The sequence below is a fragment of the Massilia phyllostachyos genome, assembly GCF_021044825.1.
In the GTDB taxonomy this organism is placed as follows: Bacteria; Pseudomonadota; Gammaproteobacteria; order Burkholderiales; family Burkholderiaceae_D; genus Telluria; species Telluria phyllostachyos.
This window is the reverse complement of record NZ_JAJNOC010000014.1, coordinates 12,806-34,693: the sequence shown is the minus strand read 5'-3', so window position 1 is coordinate 34,693 and position 21,888 is coordinate 12,806. Positions and strand designations below refer to the sequence as shown.

At 68.0% G+C, this 21,888-nt stretch carries 14 protein-coding genes and 1 pseudogene; 3 read left to right on the top strand and 12 right to left on the bottom strand.

What is annotated here, in order from left to right:
• Positions 1-24 precede the first annotated feature (24 nt).
• Positions 25-438 (bottom strand): hypothetical protein, encoded by a 414-nt coding sequence (locus LQ564_RS24900; protein WP_231060817.1) that lies wholly within the window; start codon positions 436-438, stop codon positions 25-27.
• Positions 439-744: 306 nt separating this feature from the next.
• Between LQ564_RS24900 and LQ564_RS24895 the strand changes: the two genes are divergently transcribed.
• Positions 745-2,523, top strand: a complete 1,779-nt coding sequence (locus LQ564_RS24895; protein WP_231060816.1) for a glycoside hydrolase family 16 protein — start codon at positions 745-747, stop codon at positions 2,521-2,523.
• A gap of 69 nt (positions 2,524-2,592) precedes the next feature.
• Here the strand turns inward: LQ564_RS24895 and LQ564_RS24890 are convergent, their stop codons facing one another.
• The 6 genes and pseudogenes from LQ564_RS24890 to LQ564_RS24865 form a co-directional block, all read right to left on the bottom strand.
• Positions 2,593-3,054 carry a metallophosphoesterase family protein gene (locus LQ564_RS24890; RefSeq protein WP_231060815.1) on the bottom strand — a complete coding sequence of 154 codons (462 nt, stop codon included), beginning with the start codon at positions 3,052-3,054 and terminating at the stop codon, positions 2,593-2,595.
• Positions 3,055-3,059: 5 nt separating this feature from the next.
• Positions 3,060-3,350, bottom strand: coding sequence for a DUF378 domain-containing protein (locus LQ564_RS24885; RefSeq protein WP_231060814.1), 291 nt, complete (start codon positions 3,348-3,350; stop codon positions 3,060-3,062).
• 111 nt (positions 3,351-3,461) lie between these two features.
• Complete coding sequence (locus LQ564_RS24880) at positions 3,462-4,082, bottom strand: YcbK family protein (RefSeq protein ID WP_231060813.1); 621 nt, start codon at positions 4,080-4,082, stop codon at positions 3,462-3,464.
• A 118-nt stretch (positions 4,083-4,200) separates the two neighbouring features.
• Entirely contained in the window at positions 4,201-4,749 is a 549-nt protein-coding gene (locus LQ564_RS24875; protein ID WP_231060812.1) for a GNAT family N-acetyltransferase, read from the bottom strand.
• A 133-nt stretch (positions 4,750-4,882) separates the two neighbouring features.
• Positions 4,883-5,410 carry a helix-turn-helix domain-containing protein gene (locus LQ564_RS24870; protein WP_231060811.1) on the bottom strand — a complete coding sequence of 176 codons (528 nt, stop codon included), beginning with the start codon at positions 5,408-5,410 and terminating at the stop codon, positions 4,883-4,885.
• Positions 5,411-5,429: 19 nt separating this feature from the next.
• A pseudogene (locus LQ564_RS24865) lies at positions 5,430-5,912 on the bottom strand (IS607 family transposase); the annotation flags it as partial.
• A gap of 172 nt (positions 5,913-6,084) precedes the next feature.
• Here LQ564_RS24865 and LQ564_RS24860 point away from each other — a divergent pair.
• Positions 6,085-7,092, top strand: a complete 1,008-nt coding sequence (locus LQ564_RS24860; RefSeq protein WP_231060809.1) for a sulfate ABC transporter substrate-binding protein — start codon at positions 6,085-6,087, stop codon at positions 7,090-7,092.
• Between the two features lie 326 nt (positions 7,093-7,418).
• Positions 7,419-8,390 (top strand): serine hydrolase, encoded by a 972-nt coding sequence (locus LQ564_RS24855; protein WP_231060808.1) that lies wholly within the window; start codon positions 7,419-7,421, stop codon positions 8,388-8,390.
• A gap of 77 nt (positions 8,391-8,467) precedes the next feature.
• Here LQ564_RS24855 and LQ564_RS24850 read toward each other — a convergent pair whose 3' ends face one another.
• The 5 genes from LQ564_RS24850 to LQ564_RS24830 all read right to left on the bottom strand — a co-directional run bounded on the left by LQ564_RS24850 (position 8,468) and on the right by LQ564_RS24830 (position 21,833).
• Complete coding sequence (locus LQ564_RS24850; RefSeq protein WP_231060807.1) at positions 8,468-9,565, bottom strand: RDD family protein; 1,098 nt, start codon at positions 9,563-9,565, stop codon at positions 8,468-8,470.
• Between the two features lie 221 nt (positions 9,566-9,786).
• A complete protein-coding gene (gene recD, locus LQ564_RS24845) occupies positions 9,787-11,727 on the bottom strand; it encodes an exodeoxyribonuclease V subunit alpha (protein WP_231060806.1) in 1,941 nt (646 codons plus the stop codon).
• Positions 11,714-15,349, bottom strand: coding sequence for an exodeoxyribonuclease V subunit beta (recB, locus tag LQ564_RS24840; RefSeq protein WP_231060805.1), 3,636 nt, complete (start codon positions 15,347-15,349; stop codon positions 11,714-11,716). Before recB ends, recD begins: the two co-directional genes overlap by 14 nt.
• Positions 15,346-18,741: an exodeoxyribonuclease V subunit gamma gene (gene recC, locus LQ564_RS24835; RefSeq protein WP_231060804.1), complete on the bottom strand. Its 3,396-nt coding sequence runs from the start codon at positions 18,739-18,741 to the stop codon at positions 15,346-15,348. Before recC ends, recB begins: the two co-directional genes overlap by 4 nt.
• Positions 18,742-18,830: 89 nt before the next feature.
• Positions 18,831-21,833, bottom strand: coding sequence for a CHASE domain-containing hybrid sensor histidine kinase/response regulator family protein (locus LQ564_RS24830; RefSeq protein ID WP_231060803.1), 3,003 nt, complete (start codon positions 21,831-21,833; stop codon positions 18,831-18,833).
• Positions 21,834-21,888 lie beyond the last annotated feature (55 nt).

Below are 21,888 nucleotides of genomic sequence, written 5' to 3'. Positions count from 1 at the left end.
AGGCTACCCACACCAGGTTTGACTTCAGTAAGCGCCGCGGCGGGCGCGCGCGCCGAAGGGATGGCCGACCACCAGCGTGGTGCTCAGCACCAGGGTCGACAGGCCCAGGATCAGCTGCACCAGGCGGTCGTCCGGCAGCACCCAGACCTGGCCGCGCGGCGGCTCGGCGCCGGTGGCGGCGACGATCAGGGGCGCGATCCAGTCGGCCTCCGGCTCGACGTCGAGCACGACGGCGTCGCCAGTGGTCTGCATGTAGACGTTGCCGCCCTCGGCCAGCGTGAAGCAGATGCCGACGCCGGTCTCGGTCGGTTTCACCAGTTCCTGCAGCGCCCCATTGTGCTCGTCGATCCAGAGCTCGACGTCCTGCGGCGTTTCGAGATGGGTCCAGGGACGGGGGCGGAAGCGCGGCTGCGGCGCGGTATCGGATGGGGAGGTCATGGGGTGCTTCAAAACGTGAGGAGCGCATCTTACGACATTTGACGGCATGTTGGGCGATGCCGGCCCGCCCTGCCCTGCGCATTTGGATCAGGCTGGTGCAATTGCGTTCTGATCTTGATCAAACGCTCCCGCACGATTGCATTTGACGAGCTCGCAAATACGGCATATATTTTCTCTCACGAAATGGAAAGGTTTCCATATACAGTCTCTGCAACATCATTCGAGACCAACGTCCAAGTTGGCAAGCCGTGGAGCGCCGTCCTGGCGCTTCCTATAAAAACACACGGAGTTAGATGAGGAGCCGAAGTGAAACCAACCAACCTTAAGCACGACTTGAAGTGGAAACCTTTCCAGAAAGCGGCTGCGGCCATTCTGCTTGCCTGCAGCGCCACTGCCGGCGCCGGCGTCACCAATCCCGCCATCGGCCAGTTGATCTGGTCCGAGGAATTCAACGGCGCCAGCCTGAACACCGCGGTCTGGACCGCCACCGACGGCAACGGCTGCGCCACCAATTTCTGCGGCTTCGGCAACGCCGAACTGCAGTACTACAGCCCGAACAACCTGTCGATCGTGAACGTGCCCTTCGAATCCGGCACCCGCGCGCTGGCGATCCAGGCGCGCGCCCAGTCGCTGGGCGGGAACTCCTTCACCTCCGGGAAGATCGACACCAAGGGCAAGGTGCAGGTCCAGTACGGCATGATCGAGGTGCGCATGGCCACGCCCAACATCGCCACCGGCCTGTGGCCGGCCGCCTGGATGCTGGGCGTCAGCCCGCAGACCTGGCCGCGCAACGGCGAGATCGACATCATGGAGATGGGTCATAAGGCGTCCGGCCGCACCGCCTCCGGCGCGCCGTCCGCCAACCACTTCGTCGGCGCCAACGTCATCACCTGGCAGCAGGCCGCCTGCGTGCCCGGCAACGAGAGCTGCGCCGCCTCGACCGCCTGGCAGACCAAGAACTGGTACGTGCCCAGCACCTCGCTGGCCAACCGCTTCGTCACCTACCGCCTGTACTGGGACGAGAGCCAGATGCGCTTCACGGTGGTCGACAACGGCGTCGAGCGCAATCTCTACGACGCGCCGCTGGCGGTGAATTCCACCGCCCTGCAGGCGCCCTTCTACCTGCTGCTGAATCTCGCCGTAGGCGGCAACTTCACCGACGCCGCCAATCCGAGCCAGGTGACGGCGCCGCTGCCCGGCACCATGTACGTCGACTACGTGCGCGTCTACCAGATGGACGGCAAGGGCCAGGTCAAGCTCGGCAACCAGACGGTGCCGGAAGTGGCCGGCAAGTTCGGCGTCTTCACCGACACCACCGCCGTCAACAGCAAGCTGGTCGCGGGCAGCAGCTCCGACATCTTCCTGTGGAACGGCGCGTCGAGCGGGGCCGGCAACACCGCGCCGTATGAGGGCGGCAACGTGATCGCCTGGGCCTATACGGCGCCCGGCCAGTGGTTCGGCGGCGGCGTGCAGGCGCGCCAGGCGCGTGACCTGAGCAATTACCGGAACGGCAGCATGAAGTTCCGGATCAAGATCCCGGCCAACGTGTCGTTCAACATCGGCGTCGGCGACACCTACACCAACCAGAACTGGGTCAACTTCCCGGCCAATACCACGACCCACGGCCTGGTGCGCAACGGCCAGTGGGCGCAGGGAAGCATCCCGGTCTCGACCCTGCTCGGGACCAAAGTGGCGGCGCAGTCGCTGCTGGACGTGTTCATGATTTCCAGCGACGCCAACAACCTGCCGGGCTCGACCTTCCAGTTCGCGATCGACGACATCGTCTGGGAGTCGGGCGGCGGCACCACCAACCCGCCGACCAACCCGACCGGGCCGACCTGGGTGACCCAGACCTCGTCCACGACGCTCCAGTTCGGCACCAATACCGGCGGCTGGGCCGACGTGCACTATACGGTCAACAACGGGCCGCAGCAGAACCTGCGGATGCGGCTGGATGGCTCGACCAATACCTACAGCGCGGGCGGCTTGAAGATCGGGGACGTGGTGCGCTACAGCTTTACCTACTGGGATCCTACGCGCAACTTCGCGGTGGATACGGCTTGGCAGAGCTATACCATGAAATAGTTGGGTGGACGGCTTGTGAATTGGTCCACCGGACCAATTCACTTGGTCCACTGGACCAATTCACTCCACCTACTTGTCCTCCAGGGTCACGAGGCTGACGGTGACTTGCCCGCCTTCGATCAGCAACTCGCCGACCGAGACCGGCAAGGTAAATCGGCGCCGCCCCGCACTGCCCGGATTCACATACAGCACCCCATCCCGCTCGCTGCAGGACGGCTTGTGCGAATGCCCCGACACCACCACCCGCACGCCGGCCGCGCGCGGTTCGATCAGCAATTCCTTGAGGTCGTGGATGACGTGGATGGCAACCCCGTCCACCTCGACCGTGACGGCATGCGGCAATCCCTCCGCCCAGGCGCCGCGGTCATTGTTCCCCCGCACGACGGTCAGCGGCGCAAGCGCCTCCAGCGGCCCGAGAATCTCGGGCCCGGTGATGTCGCCGGCATGGATGATATGGTCGCTGCCCCGCAGGAAGTCGAGCGCCTGCGGACGCAGCAACCCGTGCGTGTCGGAGATGAGGCCGACCCGCATCCGGCCTAGCCGCGCTTGCTGCCCGCCATCTTGGCGGTCGTGTAGATCGAGTACAGCGCGGCCAGGCCGACCACGATGTAGGTGATGCGGGTGGCCGGACTGCCCGGGCCGAGGATGGTGGCGACCATGTCGACGTCGAACAGGCCGACCATCGCCCAGTTCAGGCCGCCAATGATCAGGAGCGCCATCGCCAGGTAGTCGAGCGCGGACATCGCCGAGTGCTGGCGGCTGTGTGTGTTGATGCGCCGTTCGCCCGTGGTCCTGCGGTCCATCGTTGGAGCATTCATCGTTGCCATGCTGGCCTCCTTGGGAAAAGTGACATGGAGAACGGGGCGGTGTACCCCGGACTTGACGACTTCATATTAGCCCAAGTGAGAACCCGCGCTCGCACGGCAAGCCGGGAGCGGTCAGCCCTTCCAGGTACGGTTCAGCCCGGTGTCCGCATGGATCCAGCCGCCCTTCGGACCGGCCCGGTAGTAATAACCGACCCCGCCCTGGCGGAAGCTGCGGATCAGGCCGCCCAGCACCTCTTCGCTCAGGTTGGCGATCCGGATGTCGGCCGCCTTGCCGACCATGTGCAGCGATTTGCGCGCGGCTGGCACGCCCTCCTCGACCAGGCGCTTGTTGGAGGCCTCGGTGCGGTAGCCCGACAGGATCTCGAGCGGCTGGTTCATGCCGTAGCGGGCGATGAAGGCCTGGGTGCCCCACAGCACTTCGAACAGTTTCGGATCGATCGGCGCCGATGCGCGGCCGTTGACGTCGCGCAGGATGTGGCACAGTTCCTGGTAGGCCGAATCGATGACTTCGCCGTCCTTCCAGTACAGCACGCGGGCTTTTTCGCCGCTCTGCGGACGGACCACGGACAGGGTGCGCGGCTTGACCCAGAAATCGATGTCGAGCAGCTGGGCGTCGAACAGGTCGGGCGGCGGCGCCATGTCGGTCTGGGCGGCGGCCGGGACGGATGCGCCGAGCGCGCCGAGTGCGCCCAAGGCGGCGCCCCTTTGCAGGAATTCTCTACGTGAAACCATAAGACACTCTTCTAGTTGAGATAGTTACTATAACGTAAGCTTCTCGATCGAAGAAGATGCGCACGCTGTTGTGTTGCGCGACAGTGTCGAGCAAGTGTATCGGGGAATGCCGGCTGGCTCAGCCGTTGCAGTTGCAGAAGCGCTTGCGCGCCGCGCCGCCGGGGCTGCTGGCGCCGACTTCGCAGCTGGCGTCCAGGCTCTTCCACAGCAGATCGCTTTCCATGCCGAAGCAGGATGTGTCCTTGCCGGCGTTCATGAATCCCTGGCGCTCGAAGAAGGCGCTGGCGCTCGGCGGGCTGTGCAGCTGCAGCTTCTTGATGCTCCAGGCGCGCGCCTGCTGTTCGCAGGCATCCAGCAGCGCCCGGCCGACGCCGCCGCGCAGCGCTTCCGGCAGCACATAGCACAGCGCCACTTTGCCGGCCTGGGTCAGCAGGCACAGGCCGAGCAGCGTGCCGTCCGGACTTTGGGCGACGATCGCGTAATTGCTGGACGACGAAAACCAGGTCGCGACATTCGCAGCCGTCTTGTTGCCCAGCCATGCTTCGAGCACGGCCGGCTTGCCGGCGTGGTCGGCCTTGCAGCCGACTTCGATGGAACGGCGCAGCAGCGCGCAGGCGGCGGACGCATCGGCGGGCGTCGCCTGTCGGATTTCAAAACGCGTGGACATCAAGCATCAATCTGGTTCGTTCAATTCGTGCTGGTTCGTTCAATTTCTCTCAGCGCTGAGCCGCCGGCGCATCGCAGGGCCCGACTATACACCGAAACCGCAGGCGCTTGCTGAGCGCGTCCGTGTGCTGCTATCAAAGACGTGAACAAATGTGCTCAGCGTCCTCTTCCTGCCCCGAGCCGTCCTGCTGACCGTACTCGTATCTGACAGGCGTGACTTTCCCGCCTCCCGCCGGCGATATGCCGGCGGCAGTGCCTGACGTCGCCGTCAGACTCGCCACGGGTAGCGCCGTTACCGCCGCGAGGGCGTCGATGGCGAGCCGTTTCAAATTGATCGCTGCATTGACGTCTCGGTCGTGATGCGCACCACACGTGCATTGCCATTCGCGCTCACCGAGTAGCAATGCAGCGTAGCGTTCGCCGCGATGAATTGTGCGCAGCCACGGATTACCTTGTTCGTCGAGCCAGTCTGGATGCGCATACTTGATGGCATTGAACTGCTTTTTCAGCGCCATCGCATTCGGCCGCTGTCCCAGCGCCAGTTGGCGATGCGATTCGGCCAAGCCCCAGTTCCAGACCTTGCGTGTTGTTCCCGCCGCACGGGCGAAGTACGCGCACTGCTCGGGAGTAGCTTCAAGCCTGATGCAATGCGACAGCAGCATCCTTTGCATCCTCGTTCAATGCAGCTTTCAACTTCAGTACCAGCAGCTCACAACCATGCTCGTGCGCCAGGTGTTCAAACCATTCGTAGCCAAAACGCGTCAAGCGATCGCGGTGCGCCAACACCAATATGCGTACCTCGCCCCGGACGATCGCATCGGTCAGTTCGAGCAGGCCACGGCGCTTGAAATCGAGTCCACCGCCGATTTCATCCATATATTCGACATTCGCCAGACCACGGGCTGTGCAGAACTCTTCCAGGATCCTGCGCTGATTCCGCAAATCGGGCTTTTGCGCAGCGCTCGACACTCTGCAGTACGCGATGATTCGGTGTGGTGCCTGGCGCGACTGCAGCCCGATCCTTTCAGAGATCTGCGCTTCGCTGTACAGGCGCAGGCCAGTAGGACGACGTGCAAGTGGAGAAAATGTTCCACAGCGGTCCCAGCGTTGCAGTATCTTGGGCGTGACACCAAGCCTGCGTGCAGCCGCTCCTGTCTTGAGCATGGTGATCTCCCACGCCTGCTTATGTAGATTCAGATACCGGAACTGCCACCAGAGTTCCGCTCCCTCCCCCGCCCAGCCGTACTAAGCATATGACAAAACTGTCGTTCCCAGCTTTGACGAATTTACGGATGATTCAGCTTGTCCAAACAAGTTCAAGAAGAGAGCAAACGACATGACCTCGACCTCCCCGCTGCGCCGCCTGATCCTCGCCCTGGCGCTGGGCGCCGCCCTGCCGCTGTCGGCCAGCGCCGCCGCGCCCGAGTTGCTGAACGTTTCCTACGACGTCGCGCGCGAGCTGTACAAGGACATCAACCCGGCCTTCATCGCGGCGTACAAGCAGCAGACCGGCGAGACGGTGTCCATCAAGCAATCGCACGGCGGCTCCAGCAAGCAGGCGCGCGCCGTCGCCGACGGCCTGGAAGCCTCGGTCGTCACCATGAACCAGGCCAACGACATCGACATGCTGGCCGAGCGTGGTTTGGTGGCAAAGGACTGGGCGAAAAAGTTCCCGAACAATGCTGCACCCTATTACTCGACCATGGTCTACCTGGTGCGCAAGGGCAACCCGAAGAACATCCGTAACTGGGACGACCTGGCGCGTCCGGGCGTGCAGGTGATCATCCCGAATCCGAAGACCGCCGGCAACGGCCGCTACACCTACCTGGCGGCCTGGGGCTCGGTGCTGAAGAAAGGCGGCAACGACGCCCAGGCGCGCGCGCTGGTCGGCCGCATCTTCAAGAACGTGCCGATCCTGGACGCCGGCGGCCGCGCCGCCACCACCACCTTCACCCAGCGCCAGATCGGCGACGTGCTGGTGACCTTCGAAAACGAGGTCAGCATGGTGCGCAAGGAATTCGGCGACAACTTCGAGGTGGTCTATCCGACCGTGTCGATCCTGGCCGAATCGCCGGTCGCCGTGGTCGACAAGGTGGTCGACCGCCGCAAGCAACGCAAGGAAGCGACCGCCTACCTGAACTTCCTGTACACCCCGCTGGGCCAGGAAATCGGCGCCAAGCACTTCCTGCGCGTGCGGTCGGAAGCGGTCATGAAGAAATATGCCGCCAACTACAAGCCGATCCAGCTGTTCACGGTCGATGAACTGTTCGGCGGCTGGAGCAAGGCCCAGGACCGCCACTTCGACGACGGCGGCGAGTTCGACAAGATCTACCAGTCGAAGTAACATCTTCCCAGCCCTGCCTGCGCGCAGGGCTTTTTCTGCTTCCTTGATCCTGTTTCTTCCTTCGTGCAGTATCGGATCGTGCTTGTCGTTCTCGCAGCGGTGTTGGCAGTATGCTGATCATTCTCGTGGACAGCTTGCCAGGGTAGTCGTTATTCTGCATAAAATTCTCGGTTACAAGCCTATTTTTGCCTGTGCGCCATAGACATGCGTCAGGCATGATGCTATCGTTCAAGTCCTGTAGTTGCCCTACAGCTAGATAGTTGACTGCGCACTATGTGTACATACGATGCGCCACTCGCTCAACAACCCTCTTTCCTGACCCGACAATGCTCAAAAAATTGTTTGCCGCCGTTGCGCTGTCCTTTTCGGTTTCCGCATTCGCGGTGCCGTTCGGCTCGCAGTCGGTGCTCGTGGTAGAAGATGACACCGGCAAGATTTTGCTGGAAAAGAATGCCGATCGCGTCGCGCCGATCGCCTCGCTGACCAAGCTGATGACCGCGATGGTCGTGCTGGATGCGAAGCAGGACATGGACGAGCTGATCGAAATCGACCGCAGCGACGTCGACACCGTCAAGCACAGCAGCTCCCGCGTGCCGGTCGGTTCGCTGATCTCGCGCCGCGACGTGCTGCAGCTGGCCCTGATGTCCTCGGACAACCGCGCCGCCGCCGCGCTGGCCCGTACCTATCCGGGCGGTCTCGAGGGCTTCAAGGCGGCGGTGCGCCGCAAGATCGCGGCGCTGGGCATGACCCATACCGTGATCGAAGAGCCGACCGGCCTGAACCCGCATAACCGTTCGACCGCCGGCGACCTGGTCAAGATGGCGAACGCCTCGGCCAAGTATCCGACGATCACCGACATCACGACCCAGTCGAAGGAACTGATCAACATCGACGGCCGCGAAGTCGAATACCGCAATACCAACCGCCTGGTCGGCGCCAAGGGCTGGGACATCGGCCTGTCGAAGACCGGGTACATCCAGGAAGCCGGCCGTTGCCTGATCATGAACATCAAGGCTGGCGGCAAGAACGCGACCATGGTGCTGCTCAATGCCGGCGCCTCCTCGGCCCGCATTCTCGATGCGCTGAACATCCGCCGCTTCATCACCGGCGAAGAAGCGCCGGTGGTGGCGCGTGCCTCGAACCGCGCGCCGCGCTTCAAGGCTTCCTCGAGCCGCGCACGCATCAAGGCGACCGCGAGCGGCCCGCGCATCAAGGCCAGCGCAGGCGGCAAGTCGAAGGTCAAGGCGGTCAAGCCGCGCGCCAAGGCGAAAGTGGTGCCGAAGCGCCGCAAGAAATAATCCGCGTGCGCTCAGAAGCGCAGTGAGTCAGCAGAAGGGGCCGCACGGTCCCTTTTTCTTTGGGTATGCGCCGAACTTCAATCCGAACGGCCCTGGCGCGGCGTGACCGTATCCCACAGGCCCTGTTCCAACGCCTCCACCAGATCGTCGGTGTAGGCGGCGGGCGGCGACTGCATCGCCATGACGCGCCAGGCGTTGCCGTGCACCTCCACCACCCGCAAGCGCACACGCGCCGCGCCCTCCTTTTCCTCGCCCGTCACGACCCACGAGGCTTTGCCGCGGAACTCTTCCAGCTGGCCGCCGGGCAGCGCGGCCTGGTTCGCGAGGCGCTCGGCCAGCGCGCGCGAATACTGGGCGATGGTGGCGTCGCCGTGCGCTTCGCGCGCCAGCAGGACCACGGCATGCTCGGTGTGCTCGGTGAACACGTGCAGCACGGCGCCGTCTTCGTCGGTGAAGGTCTCGTAGCGCCATTGCGGCGGGACCGTTATCTGGCGGCCCGTATCGGGATTGGTCCAGGCATAGGGGGAAGCGGCCAGCACCGCGGCCATCTCGCGGCTGTCCTGGCGGTCCATCGCATCGAGCAGCACCACGACCAGGAACAGGGCGATGAAGGCCAGGGCGAACACGGTCTTGCGGCACCAGCCCACGGGACGCGCGCGTACCAGGAAATAATCGTCGTCGTAGCTGGCCGGCTCGCCCCTGCGCAGGCGCAGGCCCTGGCGCGCCATGGTGAGCAGGGAGACGGCCGGCAGTCCAAACGCGAACCCGGCGCCCCAGACACCCATATTCCTGCCCACGATTTCACGCAGCCCCGGAAAACGCCCGTCGGCCGTCACCACCCGCAGGCCGAGCATGGCCTTGCCCGGCGTATTGCCCGCCACCGCCTGCACGATCGCATCCAGCAGCAGCCCGGCTGGAATGCAAGTGAGGCCGAACAACTTCCAGCCGAATGGCGTCTCGAGCCAGCGCAGGAAACCCGGAGACGTGCGGCAAAGGGTGAACCCAAGAAACGTCGCCACCAGGCCGGTATGCCACCAGACGTCGAAGGTCCGCGCGAACCAGCGCGGCCAGGCCCGCGCCGCCGTCTCGCTGGACAAGCCGAAACGCGCCTTGAGCAGCGCACGGCCGTCGAGGCGGGAAGCGTGAGGCACCGACTTCTGCGCGGGTCGCTCCATGTCGTCTCCGGATTGGCCGGAGCGCAACCGCGGTGCGGCGCCGGCGTCACGTCGGATGTTCGCCTGCCTTCGAAGGCGGCGAATCTCGTTTTCGCAAATGACAGTGAGACCGTGAAGGCGGCGGCCGGGTTCGGCCATGGAAACGCACCCAGCATTGCGTTTTACGCTGGATCAAACTGCCGGCGAGGCGGCAGAACGCAGGCAGCCCTTCCTGCGTTCTGCTATCGCGCGATCATCCCGCGCAAGCCGCTGGTGCGGTGAGTACGCTGGGCGATGGCTTCCGCCAGCACCGCGCCCGCCGGCGACACCAGGGTGAACTGCTCGCTCGCCCGTGTAATGCCGGTATATACCAGCTCGCGCGTGAGGACCGCGCCGCGTTCGCGCGGCAGCGCCAGCACCGTGTGGCGGAATTCCGAGCCCTGCGACTTGTGCACCGTCATGGCGAACGCCGTCTCGACATTGCGCAGGCGGGTGGCGAGCACGCTGCGCACGGTGTCGCCTTCCATGAAGTAGACACGCAGCGCGCCCGGACGGCCCGGGTCCGGCAGGGTCACGCCGATGTCGCCGTTATAGACCGAGGTCGCGTAGTCGTTGCGGGTCACCATCACCGGCCGCCCCACATACCAGTCCCCGCTCGGACGCAGCAGCCCTGCCTGGGCCAGGCGATGCGCGATCGCCTCGTTCAGGCCGGACACGCCCCACTCGCCATCCCTCACCGCGCACAGGATGCGGAAGGATTCGAAGCGCTGCAGCACCTGGCGCACCCATTCTTCACGATTCGTGTTGAATCCCGCCTTCAGGCCCGTATTCAACACGTCCAGATAAGCACCGTAGCCGGATTGCGCCAGTTGCAGCACCTGCTGCTGCTGGGCCTGCTCGATCCAGCGCACGCCCTCCTCGCCGCTCCTGAGCACGGTTTCCGCCCGGGCCGCGTCGCCCGCGTTCACCGCCAGCGCCAGCTGGCCGATCGGACCGCCGAAGCGGCGGCTGTGGCGCAGCATCACGGTCTGCTGGGCCAGCGCGCCGCCGTCGCCCAGGAAGTCGCCCGGAATCTCCTCGCCGCTGGCGGCTTGCACGTAGTCGCGGGTTTGCGCGCTGTAGGCGCCCACCTGGGCGTCGTGGCACAGGTCGCCCAGCACCGCGCCCGCCTCCACCGAGGCAAGCTGATCCTTGTCCCCCAGCAGGATCAAGGTCGCGCCTGGCGGCAGCGCATCGAGCAGCGAAGCCATCATTTCCAGGTGCACCATCGAGGCTTCGTCGACGATCAGGACGTCGACGTCGAGCGGATTGCCGGCGTGGTGGGCAAAGGCGCGGCTGTCCGGACGCGCGCCCAGCAGGCTGTGCAGGGTGCGGGCGGCGCCCATGCGCTGGGTCAGTTCGCGCAGCGGCAGATCCGCGCCGACCCGGTCGGCCAGTTCGCCCAGCGCCTTGTCGATCGACTCTTTCAGGCGCGCGGCCGCCTTGCCGGTGGGGGCGGCCAGGGCGATGCGCTGGCTGCCGGATTCGGGCGCGGTCGCGAACAGCAGCGCCAGCAGGCGCGCCACGGTATAGGTCTTGCCGGTGCCGGGGCCGCCGGTGATGATCGCCACCGAGCCGCGCAGGGCGATGGCGCAGGCCAGCTTCTGCCAGTCCGGGCCCTCCCCTTGCGGCTTGGCGGCGAACAGCACGTCGAGCCAGGCGCGCACCTCCTTTGCATCGACCTCGCGCACCTCGCGCGCGCGCGCGCCGATGGCGTCCGCCACCAGGGTCTCGTCGCGCCAGTAGCGGCGCAGGTAGAGGCGTTCGCCGTCCAGCACCAGCGGCTGGTCGTAGTTGAATGCGTCGCGGTCCCAGACCTGCTCGCAGCCCGCCAGCAGCTGGGCCCAGGCCTTGCCGCTCTTCGGCAGCGGGCCGGCGGCGCGCGCCAGCAGCTTCCACTGGTCTTCGCTCCAGCCCAGCAGCTCGGCCGGGCTGGCGGCCAGGTCGCCCAGCTGCAGGCAGCTGTGGCCGTGGCCTTCGAGTTCCGACAGCAGCGCGGAGGCCAGCACCAACGCAGGCGGCGCCGCGCCCAGCGAGGCGACGAAGCGGGCGAAGGCGCAGGACAGCCGGCGCAGCTCGCCCTCTTCCGCGAGGCGCCCGAGTTCCGCCCACAGGGTCTCGATGTTCGCGTCAAGCCTGGCCATGGCCGTCCTCGTCGAGCAATCCTTCGAGCCCGTCCAGCAGGTCGAAGTTCGGAGACAGCACGCAGCAGCCGCGCGTGTCCTCGTTGGCGATCCCGCGCAGGAACAGGAACAGGGCCCCGCCCAGCTGGCGCCGCGGATCGTAGCCGTCGCCCAGGCGCGCGCGCAACAGGCGGTGCAGGGCCAGCGTGTAGATCGTGGCCTGGATGTCGTAGCGGTGGCCCAGCATGCCCAGCTCCATCGCGGCCCGGGTGTAGGCGGCGTCGCCCGGCCCCAGCGCATTGGTCTTGTAGTCGAGCACCCAATAGCGGCCCTCGTGTTCGAACACCAGGTCGGCGAAGCCCTTGAGCATCCCGTTCAAGACCTTCTCCGGCAGGATCGGGCGCTCCAGGCCGCGCAGGATGTGTTCGCGGCACAGGGCATCGAGCTTCCCGGCGTCGAGGCGTTTGCTGGGGAACCAGAATTCCAGTTCCGGCACCGGGTCGGCCAGAGCGCACAGGGCCGCGCCGATCGGCGGCAGCGGCGTGGTGGCCACCATGTGCAGCCAGGCCAGCGCGTCGTCGAGGCGGTTGCCCCAGCCGGCGCGTTCGATGCGCTGGCCGAGCCGCGCCAGGAACTCCGGCTCGTCGGCCTGGTAAAAGCCGTCCTGCGCCATCCACTCGAGCTGCTCATGCATGAAGTTGCCGGGCACCGAGCCGCGCGGGAAGCGGTGCCAGGGCGTGTCCTCGATGCGCGGCGGCGTGCTCAGTTGCGGGTCTTCTTCCAGCAGCGTCGCTTCCTGCGCCGTCATCGGCGGCGGCGGCGGCGCGATCGCGTGGCGCACGATCGAGGTGAACGAACCGATCGACCAGTTCTTCTCGAAACGCGCCTCGTAGCGCGGCGGCGCCAGCAGGTCGGGACGCACGTCTTCGCGCAGCAGCGGCGTGCGGGCGTCCGGCGCCGACAGGTCGTGCAGCACGATGCCCTCGACATCGCCGCGCAAGGCGTTCAAGCGTTCCGGCAGGCGCTCGGCCTCGATCTTCGCGCCCCCGCCCAGCAGGTAGCCGAGCGCCGAATCGTGCAGCCGGTTCTCGTTCTTGCTGCGGCCGCTGATCGGCGCCGCGCCCAGCCACAGGAAATGGCGGGCGCGCGTCAGCGCCACGTACAGCAGGCGCAGGTCTTCTTCCAGGCGCGCGCGGTCGACCGCCTCCAGCGCCTCGTCGCCCAGCGACAGGTCGAGGCGCCGCGCGCCGTCGTCGTTCACGAATTCGAAGAAGGCGCGGTTGCGCTTGTCCACGCGGCGCGCGGAGACGGCGAACGGCAGGTAGACCAGCGGGTACTCCAGGCCCTTCGACTTGTGCACCGTGACCACCTTCACCAGCTCCGCGTCGCTCTCCAGGCGCAGCACGCGCTCGTCGCCGCCTTCGCCGACACCCTCGATCTCCTCGGCCAGCCAGCGGATCAGCGCCTGCTCGCCCTCGAGCTGGGTGCTGGCTTCCTGCAGCAGCTCGGCCAGGTGCAGCAGGTTGGTGAGCCTGCGCTCGCCGCCCGGCTCGCGCAGCAGGCGCGCCGGCAGGCCGAGTTCGTGGACGAAGCGGCGCAGCATGGCCAGCACGCCCTGGCGCTGCCAGGCGCCGTGCAGGTTCTTGAGCTGCTCGACCCGCGCTTCCCAGGCCGCCTCGTCGCTCGACAGGCTGGCCAGCGCGCCCAGCGGCAGGCCGGCGGTACGGGTGGCGAACGCCGCGCGCGCCAGCACCCCGTCGAGCGGATTGGCGACCGCGTACAGCCAGCGCAGCACGTCGGCCGCCTCTTCGCTATGCACCACCGAATCCTTGTCGGACAGGTAGACGCTGGCCACCTTGCGTTCGACCAGGGCGCGCCGCACCGCGGCGGCTTCCCTACGGTCGCGCACCAGGATCGCGACGTCGGCCGGCATCAGGCGGCGGAAGCGCTCGCCATCCGAGAAACCCACCCGCTCGTCGCCCAGCAGGCCCACGATGTGTTCCGCGCAGTGCTGGGCGAAGAACTCGCGGTACTCTTCCTGGTTCATCGGGCCCGCACAGCACACCGACATCGCCTGTACCGGGCCGTCGGCGCCGACCAGGCGCTCGCGGTGGCCCTTGGCCGCCACCGCCTCGAAGGGCAGCGGATTATCCGGCCCCTTGCGGAAGCGGAAGGCGCCGGCCGGGTAGCCCGCCTCGTCTTCTTCGGCGTGGCGGAACAGCCGGTTCACCGCCTCCACCAGCTGCGCGGTCGAGCGGTAGTTGGTGCCGAGCTGGTAGTGGCGCCCTTCGGTGGCGCGCCGCGCCGCCAGGTAACTGTGGATGTCGGCGCCCCGGAAGCCATAGATCGACTGCTTCGGGTCGCCGATCAGGAACAGGCCGCGCGCCGGGTCGTTGTCCTGCACGCGGTAGAGCAGATCGAAGATGCGGTACTGGTCGGGCGAGGTGTCCTGGAATTCGTCGACCATCGCCACCGGGAACTGCAGCACGATGCGCTGGCGCAGCGCCTCGCCGTTCGGACCTTCCAGCGCGGCCTTCAGGCGGTCGAGCATGTCGGCGAAGCCGAACTGGCGGTTGCGCGCCTTGAGTTCGCGGATGCGGGCGGCGATGTGGTGGGCGGCGTGGCGCAGCAGCGCGTGCGCGAGCGGATCGATGGCGGCCAATGCTTCGCGCAGCGGCTCCGTGGCGTCGAAGCAGCTCGGAACGTCGGCGCTGAAATCCTTGCTGAAGGCGTCCACGATGCCGCCCGGGCACAGGCGCTTCCATGCGGTCTCGTTCAGGTCCGGCAGCACCATCGCCGGGTCCTTGGCCCAGGCGCGCAGCGCCTCGAACCACTTGACCAGCGAATCGGGACGCATCTTGTTCCCGTTGAAGCATTTGGGCTGGCGCTCGCGGTGGCCGGCGATCCAGCGCTCCATCTCGTCGGCGCGTTCGGCCCAGCCGTCCTTGAGGCGCGCCAGTTCCGCGCGCTGGGCCTGCAGCAGGCGCGCGACCAGTCCGCCCAGCGGCTCTTCCTCGCAGGGACCGAGCAGATGGGTGCGCGTCACCAGCTCGCGCACGCCGCTCTTCAGCGCCTCGACGTCGCCCCAGGATTCCAGCACCGCCCCCAGCGCGCTGGCGCCGAGCGGATAGATGTGCTGGCGCCAGTAGTCGTGGGCCGCGTCCTCGAACAGGGCGCGCTCGTCGCTGACCAGCTCTTCGTCGAACAGGCTGCCGGAATCGAAGGCGTGCTCGCGCAGCATGCGCTGGCACCAGGCGTCGATGGTGAAGATCGCCGCCTCGTCCATGGTCTCGGCGGCCAGCACCAGGCGGTGGGCGGCGACGTTGCGTTCGGCCTCGCTCGGGTAGGCCTCCAGCAGCTCTTCCAGATACGGGTCGGTGAGGTCGGCCTGGCCGCGGAAATAGGCCGCCGCCTCGACCAGGCGCTCGCGCACGCGGTTGGCCAGCTCGCGCGTGGCGGCGCGGGTGAAGGTCATCACCAGGATCTCCGCCGGCAGCAGCGGACGCGGGAATGCTGCTTCGCCGCCGTGGCCCAGCACCAGGCGCAGATAGAGGGCGGCGATGGTCCAGGTCTTGCCGGTGCCGGCCGAGGCCTCGATCAGGCGCGTGCCGTGCAGCGGGAAGCGCAAGGGTTCGAGCTTCACTGCGCGCCTCCATCCAGGGGCGCCACCTGCACCCGCGTGTCGATCCAGTCCGCCAGCGGCCCGTAGAGGTCGCGCGCGACATGCGGCCAGTCGCCGGCCGCCACCAGGCTGGAAAAGTCCGGCCACAGGCGCGCCAGGCACAGTTCCGTCACCTCGCCCGAAAGCTCGTAGCCGCCGTCGTAGACCGAGCGCGCATCGGCGTCGGTGGCGCCCTCGCGCAGCAGGGCCAGCGCGGTCTTGCAGGCCACGCCCAGCGGGCGGTCGAGATTCTTGCGCCACAGCGCGGCCAGGTCGTGCAGCATGGCGGCCGCCTCGACCGGCTCGAGCGGCGCCATGGTGAGCACCGCGTCGCGCGCCACCAGGTGGCCGACCACCGGCATGCCGGAGGCACTGGCGGCCAGCTGGCGCAGCCAGGGCTGGAACAGCTTGTCGCCGCGCGGCCGGCCTTCCTTGTCCAGGACTTTCGAGGACACCTGCATCAGCCAGGCGATCTGCGCGCCATCGCTGCGCAGGCGGTCGATCCAGTCGTCCAGCACCAGCCCGTCGTTCAGCGCCAGACTGACCGCGCGCTTGGGCGCCGCATGCGGGAAGCGCGCGCCCAGCGCCAGCCAGGCGCTACGCACCGGCACCAGGCCCTCGACCAGCTCCTGCTGCCACTGGCGGCCCAGCAGACCGATCGGCAGCACGCCTTCGCGCGCCAGGCGCGCGGCGCGCTCGTTCAGGGTGCTGCGCACCGCCTCGATGGCCTCCGGCTGGCCGCTGTCGTCCAGCAGGTGGTCCTCGATGAAGTAGCGTTCCAGCGCGTCGAGCGCGAACGGCTCCTCGTCCTCGCCGACCATGGCGGCGTCGGCGAACACCACGCCCAGGCGGCGGCGGAAGAAGTAGCGCGCCGGCTGGCGCAGGAAGGCGGCCAGCTCGGCGAGCTTGAGCACATAGCCCGGCTCCAGCTCGTAGGGCGGCAGCGCGTCGCCAGGACGTTCACCCTCTTCCAGCCCGTGCGCCGAACGCCATTCGCCGGCATAGGTGAGCAGGCCGCCGCGTTCGAAATAGCGGCGGCTGAAGGGCTGCAGCGCGTGTTCGGTAGTGCGCTCGGACAGGTCGAGGTTCCAGCCGGCCTTCAGGTAGTCGCGCAGCTGGGCCACCAGCACCGAGGCCGGCTGCTCGCTGTTGTCACGCACGTTGCGGCCGACCCAGCTCACGTAGAACTTGTCGCGCGAGGACAGCAGCGCTTCCAGCATCAGGTAGCGGTCGTCGTCGCGGCGCGAGCGGTCGCCGGGGCGCGCCATGCCGGGCAAGGCCAGCAGGTCGAAGTCGGCCTGCTGCGCGCGGCGCGGGAAGTCGCCGTCGTTCATGCCGAGCAGGCAGACCACGCGGAACGGCACGGCGCGCATCGGCATCAGGGTGCAGAAGGTCACGCCGCCGGAGACGAACTGGTGGTTCAGGGTCGGCTGGTCGAGTTCCCCCAGCCAGGCTTCGCGCATCACGGCCAAGGGAACCGGCTCGTCGAATTCCGCGGCATCTACGGTCTCGAGCCAGCATTCCAGCGCCTCGTTCAGCTGGGCCAGCGTGAGGCGGTCGGCTTCGATGTCCGGATGGAAGAAGGCATGCAGCAGCGCGCGCGCCGCCACGCCCCACTCGGCCGGGGTGCGCGGCTTGACGAGTTCCGCGCGCCACTCCAGCAGGGTCTCGATGAACTGGGCCAGCGAGCCGGCCAGCGCCGCATCCAGGCCGCCGACTTCGGCATACGGCTCGATGTCGTTGAAGGTGCCGCCGGCGCCGCTGGCGTAGCCGAGCAGCATGCGGCGCACGCCGAAGATCCAGGCGTTCTGCTCGCCGGCCGAGCCGAGGCCGAGGCCGGCGCGGTGTTCGCGGTCCAGGCCCCAGCGCACGCCCGCGCCTTCGATCCAGCGGCCGAGGATCGGCAGGTCCTCGGCATCGAGGCCGTAGCGCCCGGCCACCGCCGGCACGTCCAGCAGGTCGCGCACCTCGCTCTGGCGGCAGCGCTGCTGCGGCAGGCGCAGCAGCCACTCGAGCGCCACCAGCAGCGGATTGACGCTGCGGTCGCGCACGTCGCCGATTTCAAAGGGAATGTAGCGCGGGTCCGTGCGACGGTGCTGCTCGAACACCGCGTGGATCGCGGCCGAGAAGGTGTCGATGTCCGGCACCATCACCACCACGTCGCGCGGGCGCAGGCTCGGGTCCCGCGCGAACCAGCTCAGGAGCTGGTCGTGCAGCACCTCGACCTCGCGCTGCACGCTGTGGGTGATGTGGAATTCGATCGAGCGGTCGTCGAACGGCGGCACGTGCGGGTGCTCGGACAGGGGCAGAAGGTCGCGGATCGCGGCCTGCACCTGCGAGAGCAGCGAACTGCCCTCCTCGTCGTCGAACAGGTCCACGCGCATGTTCTCGTAGCGCGTGCCTTCGCCACTGTCGAATTCGTCCAGCATGCGCACGAAGTCGCGCCCCTGCCGGCCCCAGCTCGCCAGCAGCGGATGGGTGTGGGCGTGCAGCTCCTCGAGCGGCACGGTGGCCAGGTCGGCGCCGGGACGGGCCGGCTGGCGCCGGCGCGCCGCCTTGAGCAATTCGCGGCCCTCGATGATGTCGCCCCAGTAGAAGCGGCACGGGTTCGGCACCGCGAACAGCACCTGGGTGTGGCGCGACAGCGCGGCGATGGCTTGCAGGGTCTGGTACGGCAGGGTCGACATGCCGAACAGGATCACCCGGCGCGGCAGCTTCGAAGCGGGCTTGCGGCCGGACTCGATCGCGTGCAGGAATTGCTGGTGGATGGTGGCGCGGCCGGTCACGCGGTCTTCCTGCGCCAGGCTGGCGTGGATCTCGCGCCACAGACAGGCTTGCCACTTGAGGTCGGGGCCGAGCGGGACCGGGTCGCCCACCGCGCGGCGCAGCTGGTCGCGGCCGGCTTCCCAGTCTTCCAGCCAGTCGGCGCGGTAGACCTGGTACTGGTCGTAGAGATCGGCCAGGCGCTGGGCCAGCTGCAGGCGGCGCTCGGGGCAGCCGTCGCCGAGGAACTGGGCCAGCGGTTCGTAGTGCGGGTTCTTCAGCAGCGCCGGCAGCAGGCGCATCAGGCGCCAGGTCAGCGGGTCCTTGTCGAAGGGCGCGCGGGTGGGCACGCGGTCGCGGCCCAGCATGCCGCGGTAGGCTTCCCACAGGAAGCGCGCCGGCAGCGCCACCCGGGTGGCGGCGCACACGCCCATGTCCTCGGCCAGGGCGATCTTCAGCCACTCGGCGACCCCGTTCGACTGCACCAGGATGGTCTCCTGCTCGAGCGGCCCCAGCGGGTGGCTGCGGATCCAGTCGAACATGGCGCTGCGCAGCAACTCCATCTGGTTGCCGTGCAAAATTAACAAGCCGGGGGTGATCGGGGAAGACATCGGTATGGTTGGGCTGCTCAGGCGCCAAGGATACTCTTTTTGAGGGGGCAGCGAAAGGGCTGTAGGGTGGACGGGTCCTCCCGACCAGCCTACGATTGATCCTCTACGCGCGCGCCGAGGCGGGCGGTGACTTCGCGCTCGATGCGGGCCAGTTGCGCCCGCAGGCGCGCCGCCAGCGCCCGTGCCTGGGCGGGACGGCCGCCCTGACCCTCCAGGTCTTCGCACACCGCCGCAAACGCCAGTGCCCCGACCGTCCGCGCAGCCGACTTGATGCGGTGCGCCACCGCGGCCGCGCTCGTCACATCGCCGCGGCTGAGGGCGGCATCGATTTCGTCCAGCGCGTCGCGCGTGGTCGAGATGAACATGAAGGCATACTTGCGCATGCGCTCGCGGTCGCCGTCGAAGGTATTTTCCAGCAGCCCCAGGTCGATCGGCCCGGCCCCGGCCAGCGGCGGCGGCGCGACGTCCGGCGCGGGCGCCGTACTGCGGCCGAGGCAGCGCGCGATGGTCGCGGCCAGCAGTTCCGGCACCACCGGCTTGGACAGGAATTCGTTCATGCCCGCCTCCAGGCAGCGCGAGCGGTCGTCGACGCCGGCGTTCGCCGTCATCGCGATCACCAGGGTGTCGGCCAGCGTCGGATCGGCGCGGATGCGGCGGGTCGCCGCCAGGCCGTCCATCACCGGCATCTGCACGTCCATCAGCACGCAGTCGAAGCGGTGGCGCGCCATCTCGTCCAGCGCTTCCTGGCCGTTCCCGGCCACCACCACCGCGGCGCCGGCCTGGGCCAGCAGCTCGCGCCCGACCTGCTGGTTGAAGGGATTGTCCTCGACCAGCAGCACCGCGCAGCCGTCCAGGCGCGGCGCCTGCGGCGAGGGGGCGGCGCCGAGGCCGGTGACGGCGGCGCTGTCTTCCAGGCGCAGGGCGGCGGTGAACCAGAAGGTGCTGCCCCGGCCCGGGCTGCTGTCGACCCCGACCTCGCCGCCCATCAGTTCGGCCAGCTGCTTGCTGATCACCAGTCCCAGGCCGGTGCCGCCGTGGCGCCGCGTGGTCGACTGGTCGGCCTGGTGGAAGGGCGTAAACAGGCCGGCCTGCACCTGCGGGTCGATGCCGATGCCGTTGTCGCGCACCTCGAAGCGCACCAGCAGTTCCGGGCCGAAGGCGCGCGCCAGGCGGGCGCGCAGCACGATGCGGCCGCGTTCGGAGAACTTGATGGCGTTGCCGGCGAAGTTGAGCAGCACCTGTTCCAGGCGCAGCGGATCGCCGCGCACGGGCCGCATCAGTTCCGGCGCGACTTCGACGTCGAAGCCGAGGCCCTTGGCGGCCGCGGTCTGGCCCAGCTGCAGCTCGACGTTGCGCAGCAGGGCGTCGAGCATGAAGCCGACCGCGTCGAGTTCCAGCTTGCCGGCCTCGATCTTGGAAAAGTCGAGGATGTCGTTGATGATGCCCAGCAGGTGCTGGCCGGAGTGGTAGATCTTTTCCAGGTAGCCGCGCTGGGCCGGGTCGGTGCTCGACTGCAGCGCCAGGTGGGTCATGCCGATGATGCTGTTCATCGGGGTGCGGATCTCGTGGCTCATGTTCGACAGAAAGTCGCTCTTGGCCTGGCTGGCGGCGTCGGCGCGCGCCTTCAGTTCGTGCAGGGTCGTGATGTCGCTCGACACGCACAGCACCGCCGGCGGCCCGCCGTCCTGCGGCAGCGGCACCCGCACGCTCCACAGCTGGCGGATGCTGCCGTCGGGCTGCACGTGCTCGATCTGGGTGGCGGTGCGGCGGCCGGTCTCCAGCACTTCGCGGTCGCGCTCCCAGACGATGTCGGCCACTTCGCGCGGCGCCAGGTCGATGTCGCGCCGGCCGGCCGCATAAGCGGCGGGCATCTTGAGCAGGGCCGCGCACTTGGCGTTCACGTAGCGCACGCGCCGCTCGCTGTCCTTCAGGTAGACGTAGGCGTCGAGGTTGTCGAGCACCGAATCGAGCAGCAGGCGCTGGTCGAGCGCCGCGCGGCGCGAGCGCACCAGGTTCAGGAGCAGCGCGAAGGCCAGCAAGGTGCTGCCCAGCCCCGCGCAGAAGGCCAGCAGCGGCAGGAAGCGGTCGTAGCCGACCACCATGTCGGCGCGCGTGGCCGCGAAGTGCGCCTTCCAGCGGGTGCCGGCATAGTCGATCGGCAGCAGGGTCGTGAAGCGCGCGTCGCCGTGCTCCGTTCCACCGCGGACTTCAAGCCCGACCAGCAGCCGGTCGTCGGCCTGCAGGGCGAAGGGACGATCGGCCGGCAGGTCGTGGGCCGGCGCGTTTTCCGTGTACAGGCTGAAGACCACCGGCTGGCCCTGGGCCGGCGCCAGCGCCTGGGCCACCAGCTTCTCGACCGAGAACGCGATGCCGACGCTGCCCAGGTAGCGCGCGCGGCGTTCGGCCACGGTGGCCGGCAGGCCGCCGCCGAGGTAGATCGGCTCGCGCATGCCGAGCACCGTGGCCGGCGCCGGCTGCATGATGCGCACCACCTGGCCGGAGGCGCTGATGCCGCCGCTGTCGCGCGAGCGCTCCAGCACGGCCGCGACGTTGGGCTGGACCGCGATGTCGACGCCGAGCCGTTCGTCCGGCAGGTCGCTCGGCTCGATCCAGGCGATCACCTGGTAATACGGACGGCGGCCGGCGGGCCGGATGTCGAAGCCGGGATAGCCGCCCGGACGCACGCTGCGGTCGGCGCGCACCGCGGCCACGAAGGCGTCGCGCCGCGCATCGGGCACCCAGGCGACGAAGGAGACCGCCTCGATCGCCGGAAACTGGGTCGGCAGGTCGAGCGCCGCGACGTAGCGATGAAAGCGCAGCCGGTCGAGCGGCGCCTCGCCCGCCGTGTGCAGGGCGCTCAGGCCGCGCAACACCCGCGCATAGGAGGCGATGGCGGCGGCGACCCGCTCGCGCGCCACCTGGGCCACGTTGTCGAAGCGGCGCCGCGCATCGTCCTCGACCGCGCCCAGGGCCAGCACGTAGCACAGCGCGCCGGCGCCGATCGACAGCGCCAGGCCACCGAGCCACGGCGCGGCGCGCCTCCAGGGCTGCTGCGGGCCGGCGGGATAGTGATCTAGCGGGCGTGACGGCATGGGGTTCCAGGCGTGCGTGTCGGCGGTGTCGATGTTGCTAGTATAGGGGGTCGCA